A 5955-nucleotide genomic window follows, 5' to 3' on the forward strand; every position below is an offset into this window, starting at 1 on the left:
GGCGATCGTGAAGCTCGTGCTCGGGTGCGTCGGTGCCGAGCGGGTTGGTGACTCCGACGACGACCGTGCGCTGCTGGGCGATCACGCCGAGCCGTTCCACCGCGATCGCTCGCCGGGAGTTGTCGCGCACTTGCTCGAGGTCGCCGACCACCAGAATCGGACGATTCGACAGCAGCGCGAGCGTGATCCGCAGCAAAAACAGTTCCAGGTCGGACAATTCGACGATGTAGGTGTCCGAAGACGGCGGGGGCATGTCGCCGAAGACCTCCGTCAGCCCGGCCTGACCGGCTTGCGGCGGCACCAGCGAATACCACGGCGCCAGCCACCGGCGTTGCTCGGCGAGTACGGTCGCCACGGTCACCGACTCTTCGAGTTCATCGATGTCGTCGAAGGCCGCTATCGCGCACCGGCGGCGGATCGCGCGCGGCGTCGTTTCGCCGAGCACGCTCAGCGAGCCGTGACTGGCCTTGAAGCGTCCCGCGATCGTCAACAACAGCGTTGTCTGACCCGGGCCCCCGGGCATCTGAATGGCGTGGAACCCCGGCGTCAGGGCCAGGTCGACCCCCGAGAACAGCGGTCCGTGCTCACCGTCGACCCCCAATCCGGCGGCGGTGATCACCGGTGCGATGTCGTCCGGTTCGTCTTTGACATCCATGGTGTGACTTTCCCTGATCTCCTTCAAACCGGAATCGATTTCAGCAGTGCGGTGATCAGTTGCGCGAGCAGATCGGGGTTGATGGTTCCGGGACGCAGCACCTCTTCCATCGCGACGCCCAGGTTGAGGGTGACGACGAGCTGGGCGATGTCGGTCAGCCGCCGGTCGCCCGGCACGGTGTCGGTCGACTCGACGATGTGCAGCGCCTGGTCGGCAGCGGCGCGACGGCGCTCGATCAGGCGCCCCCGAAGCTGCGGATCGCGCTGGGCGCGCAGCCAGTACTCGACGAGCAGCACGTAGTAGTCGGAATGGTCGCGGACCGAGTCGAGCACCGACCGGCTCACCTCACGCGCGGCCGCGGCGGTGTCGCCGTCGCTGCGGTCGAGCGCTACCGCGATCTGCTCGCCCCGCAGCTCGAACTCGCGGTCGAGCAGGGCCAGGAACAGCTCGTCCTTCGACTCGAAGTTGGAGTAGACCGCGCCCTTGGTGAAGCCCGCGGCCTGACCGATGGCGTCGATGGTGGCACCGGCGAAACCCTCGGCGGCGAACACCTTCGACGCCGCATCCAGGATCCGGTCGCGAACCTCGCCGCGGGTGGGGCGGGTGCGATGCGGTTTGACGGGCGACATGTGCAGTAGCATACCCGTCAGTATCGGTTAGATACTAATGAGTATCGAAGATCACCCGCGCGCGGAATCGTCAGCCGAGCCTGGCCGCGGTGCGCTCCCACAGCTGGGCGGCCAATCGCGGGTCGTTTGCCAGGCGACTGGTCTTGGCGATCTTGCGCTTGGCGTAGTAGGCGCCGGGCGTCCACTCCGATACGGGCGCGCTCGACGCCAGCCGCACCAACTGGTCGGCGCCCTGGTCCGGGCTCGAGATGAAGAGCACCGCCGGGGTGTAACGCTGCATGAACACGAGAAATCGCGAACCCGAGGCAATGCCGATGTTGGAGTTGACGTTGCCGGGATGCACGGCCGCGACGGAAAGACCGGCGTCATGGTAGCGCCGATGTAATTCCTTGGTGAACAACACGATTGCGAACTTCGAGAACGCGTAGGCAGCGGCGGGGCGGCGGCTGGCGGTGTTCTCCAGGTCGTCGACGGTGGCACGGAAGACCAGCTTGTGCGACGAGCTGGTCGTGTTGACGACCGTGGCGCGGGACTCCAGCAGCACATCCAGCAATCGGGTGGTCAACAGGAACGGCGCCAGGTAGTTGACCTGATAGGTGCGTTCGTAGCCGTCCGACGTCAGCTCGATCTTGCTGGCCATCCTGCCCGCATTGTTGAGCAAAACGTCGATGCGCGGGTACTGCGAACGCAACTTGTCCGCCAGCGCCCGCACCTGGGACAGGTCGGCGTAGTCGACGACGAAGTAGTCCGCGCCCAATTCGGTGGCCACCGCGGCGGTCTTGGTTTGGGAGCGGCCCACCACGACGATCTGGGCGCCGGTGCGACTGAGGCGACGAGCCGCAGCGGCACCGATGCCGTCACTGGCACCCGTGATGACAATCGTCCTGCGCGTCATTGCGAGACCTCCACGCCGGAGTGTAGCGATCACGCGATAAGCGGGGCGCTCATCGACGCGAGGGCCATTCAGCGCTGATGGCTGTCTGCCGCGAATAGAGCTGGGAAAGTCAGGCCAGCGAGTACCGCACCGGCAGGTGCTTCAGGCCGCCCACGAAGGTGGTGGCGACCAACTCCGGATCACCGATCAGCTCAATGGATTTGAGCCTCGGCAGTAGCTCGGTGAAGAAGCTGTTGACCTCCATACGGGCCAGGGCCGCGCCCATGCAGAAGTGCACGCCGTACCCGAAGGCCAGGTGCTTGTTGGGGTCGCGCCCGACATCGAAGCGGAACGGGTCGGTGAACACGTCCTCGTCGCGATTGGCCGACACATAGGACAGCAGCACGGAATCGCCCGCGGCGATCGGCACTCCGCGCACGGCGGTGTCCGCGTTGGCGGTGCGCATGAATTCCTTGACGGGCGTGACCCAGCGGATCATCTCCTCGGTGGCCAATGGCATCAGGTCGAGATTCGCCTGCAGCCGCTCGAGCTGGTCGGTGTTCTCGATGAGTGCTTGCAGCCCACCGGAAATGGTCGCGCTGGTGGTGTCGTGACCGGCGGTGGCCACGATCAGGTAATAGGACACCGTGTCGATGTCCGACAGCGGTTCCCCGTCGACGCGGGCGTTGGCGATCGCGGAGGCGAGATCGTCGGTCGGGTGTTCGCGGCGCGCCTCGGTGACCCCGTTGAAGTACTGGAACATGTCGAACAACGCAGGCAGCTGGTCCTCGTTGGAGCTGCCGCGCTTGAATTCGGAGTCGTCGCTGCCGAACAATTCCTGGGTGAGCTTGAGCATCCGGGGGAAGTCAGCCTCCGGCAGGCCCAGCAGTGACATGATCACGAACAGAGGGTAATTGACCGCCACCTCCTGGACGAAGTCACACTCGGGACCCGCGGCCATCATCTTGTCGACATAGATCTTGGCGAGCTCGTCGACCCGAACCTTCAACGCGCGCATCGCCTTTGGCCGGAACCAGTCGGATCCGATCGCGCGTACCACCCGGTGCTGCGGATCGTCGAGGTGGATCAGCGTGCGCACGCCCGCGGCCGCCTGCATCTCGTCGCCCTCGGCGGTGGTCAGCACCGGGCGCGGCCAGTTGGTGAACAACATGTTCTCGCGCTCGATGTCCATGATGTCGGCGTGCTTGGTGATCGCCCAGAACGGTTTATAGTCCGGCACCTCGACCCACGACACCGGCGCGTTGGCGCGCAGGTGAGCCAGCGCCGCGTGCAGCCGCTCCTCGTCGGTGTACGCCAGTGGATCGGCCAACAACTTCCCGGCGTCGTCCATCGTCGTGGTGCTCACTGGCGAAACTCCTTCATCGCGGCGGTGATACAGGTTTGCGAAGCGGTCATGAAGATCGGCAGGACGCGGTCGACGACACCCTCACAGCGGTCTCGCAGCGCGGCGCCGACCTCGTCGACCTGCCCGACGACCGCGAAGGTCGCCAGCATTTCGTCGTCGATCAGCTTGGCCATCGCGTCCCACTCCCCCTGCTTGGACAGCCGGTTCAACTCGGCGTGCAGGTCGCCCCAGCCGTGCAGCTCGAGAACCTTGCGGTAGGCCGGCGTCGATCCGTAGAAGGCGATCTGCTTGCGCACCGCGGCCGTCGCGGTCTGCAGCTCGGCGTCGCTCTCGCCGGTGGCCACCAGCACCTCGGCCGACAACTCGACGTCGGCGCGCCGGCGGCCGGCCCGCTGCAGGCCGCGTAACAGCGCGGGCGCGGTGACCTCGGTGATGTAGCGCTTGGACACCATCGGGTGGCCCAGGTGTCCGTCGGCGACCTCGCCGCACATCTCGGTCATCACCTCACCGACCGCGGCGACGAACACCTTCGGCATCGGATAGGGCTGCGCCTCGGGGGTGAACATCGGCGTCATGATCTTGTGGGTGTAGAACTCGCCCTCGAAACGCAGCTTGCCGCCGTCGCGCCAGGCGTCCCAGATCGCGTGCAGCGCCGAGACGAACTCCCGCATGCGCCGGGCCGGGTGGCTCCACGGCATGCTGAACCGCTTTTCGATGTGGGGCTGAATTTGAGTGCCCAGCCCGAGGATGAACCGGCCTTTCGAATACGCCTGCAGATCCCAACCGATGTTGGCGACGATCATCGGGTTGCGGGCGAACGCCACGGCGATGTTGGTCCCGATTTCCAGCCGCTTCGTGTGCTCGGCGGCCAGCAGCAGCGGCAGGAATGGGTCGTGGCTGGTTTCGGGCGTCCATCCGCCGTCGTAGCCCTGCCGTTCCAGGGCGACCGCCGCGTCGGCCGCGCGAGCGAGTTGATTGGGGATGCCCCCGTCGACCTTGAGTCGGGCGGCGTCGGCCATGCGGGTAACTTTACAGTAAGCAATCCAGTATGTGACCCTGCAGATCCGCTCACCAGACGAAACTTGCATGAGGTAGGACAGAGGCATGTCGAAAGCCCAGGACTGGGGAGAAACGCTCGACGATCTCGGGCGACGCCGTGAGCGTGCGTGGGGCATGGGTGGTACCGAACGGCTCGACAAGCACCGCGGCAAGGGCAAGCTCGACGCCCGGGCGCGCATCGAGCGCCTCCTCGACCCGGGTACGTTCCGAGAAATCGGGACGCTGGTCGGCGGCGAGATCGCGGCCGACGGGCTGGTCGTCGGCTCCGGGTTGATCAACGGTTCGCCGGTGATGCTGGGCTCGGAGGACTTCACCACCATGGCCGGCAGCATCGGACCGGGCGGCAACTCCAAGCGCTACCGCATCGCCGAACTGGCGCTGCGCGACAAGGTTCCCCTGGTGATGCTGCTGGAAGGCGCCGGCTTCCGTCCTGGCGGTGGACATTACGGCCGCGCCCCCACCGACCTGCTCGCCCAGGCGCAGTGCTCGGGCCGGGTGCCGACCGTCGCCGCCGTGCTCGGCCCCTCGGCCGGACACGGCGCGCTCGTCGCCCCGGTCTGCGACTTCCGGATCATGAGCGCGCAGGGCGCGATCTTCACCGCCGGCCCGCCGGTCGTCAAAGAGTCCACCGGAGAGGAGATCTCGAAGGAGGATCTCGGCGGGCCCGGCACCGCCGTGCCGAGCGGGGTGATCCACAACGTCGCCGAAGACGACGAGGCCGTGATCGCCGACATTCGGCGGTACCTGTCGTATTTCCCGCCGAGCGCGTGGTCCTACCCGGCGCAGCTACCGCCCGACGAGGCCGGCGAGCCGCGCGCGACGCCCGAACTGCTCGACATCGTCTCGCGCGACAACCGCCGCGTCTACGACATGCGCGCCGTGCTCGACGTGGTCTTCGACCGACCCGACTGGTTCGAGGTGCAGCCGCGGTACGGCAAGGCGATCATCTGCGCGCTGGCCCATCTCGGTGGCCACCCGGTCGCGGTCGTCGCCAATCAGCCCAACGTGCTCGCGGGCTCCATCGACGCCGACGCGGCGGACAAGGCGGCGCACTTCATCATGGTGGCCGACTCGTTCCACCTGCCCATCGTTTTCCTTGCCGACAACCCCGGCATGCTGCCCGGCAGTCGGTCCGAACGCAGCGGGGTGCTGCGCGCCGGTGCGCGGATGTTCGCCGCGCAGACGGCGGCAACCACGGTCAAGTTGCACGTCACCCTGCGCAAGGCATACGGATTCGGCTCGATGGTCATGTCGCTGCTCGGTTTTGACCACCAGAGCGCGACGTTCGCCTACCCCGGGGCGACCATGGGCGCGATGAGCGCGGCCGCGCTGGGCCGGGCGACCCATGCCGGCGAGGACATCACCGCGAAGC

The 5955-nt window shown here is 66.8% G+C and carries 6 protein-coding genes; 1 reads left to right on the forward strand and 5 read right to left on the reverse strand.

What is annotated here, in order from left to right:
- The 5 genes from A9X03_RS13050 to A9X03_RS13070 form a co-directional block, all read right to left on the reverse strand.
- Window positions 1-655, reverse strand: a 655-nt coding sequence (locus A9X03_RS13050; RefSeq protein ID WP_067783808.1) for a hypothetical protein, incomplete at its 3' end; no start/stop codon positions are given.
- A gap of 23 nt (window positions 656-678) precedes the next feature.
- Window positions 679-1296, reverse strand: coding sequence for a TetR/AcrR family transcriptional regulator (locus A9X03_RS13055; RefSeq protein ID WP_068261400.1), 618 nt, complete (start codon window positions 1294-1296; stop codon window positions 679-681).
- Between the two features lie 58 nt (window positions 1297-1354).
- Window positions 1355-2179, reverse strand: coding sequence for an SDR family NAD(P)-dependent oxidoreductase (locus A9X03_RS13060; protein WP_068261403.1), 825 nt, complete (start codon window positions 2177-2179; stop codon window positions 1355-1357).
- A gap of 109 nt (window positions 2180-2288) precedes the next feature.
- Window positions 2289-3509, reverse strand: a complete 1221-nt coding sequence (locus tag A9X03_RS13065; protein WP_068018462.1) for a cytochrome P450 — start codon at window positions 3507-3509, stop codon at window positions 2289-2291.
- A gap of 11 nt (window positions 3510-3520) precedes the next feature.
- Complete coding sequence (locus A9X03_RS13070; RefSeq protein WP_068261406.1) at window positions 3521-4543, reverse strand: LLM class F420-dependent oxidoreductase; 1023 nt, start codon at window positions 4541-4543, stop codon at window positions 3521-3523.
- Window positions 4544-4628: 85 nt separating this feature from the next.
- Between A9X03_RS13070 and A9X03_RS13075 the strand changes: the two genes are divergently transcribed.
- A partial coding sequence (locus A9X03_RS13075; RefSeq protein WP_068261408.1) for an acyl-CoA carboxylase subunit beta occupies window positions 4629-5955 on the forward strand: 1327 nt, incomplete at its 3' end.

The organism is Mycobacterium sp. E1715 (assembly GCF_001667625.1).
GTDB lineage: Bacteria > Actinomycetota > Actinomycetes > Mycobacteriales > Mycobacteriaceae > Mycobacterium.

What these genes read in the sequence shown, in the direction of transcription:
- A9X03_RS13055 (WP_068261400.1), bottom strand. Translation starts at nt 1,296, where the DNA reads ATGCTACTGCACATGTCGCCCGTCAAACCGCATCGCACCCGCCCCACC.
- A9X03_RS13060 (WP_068261403.1), bottom strand. Translation starts at nt 2,179, where the DNA reads ATGACGCGCAGGACGATTGTCATCACGGGTGCCAGTGACGGCATCGGT.
- A9X03_RS13065 (WP_068018462.1), bottom strand. Translation starts at nt 3,509, where the DNA reads ATGGACGACGCCGGGAAGTTGTTGGCCGATCCACTGGCGTACACCGAC.
- A9X03_RS13070 (WP_068261406.1), bottom strand. Translation starts at nt 4,543, where the DNA reads ATGGCCGACGCCGCCCGACTCAAGGTCGACGGGGGCATCCCCAATCAA.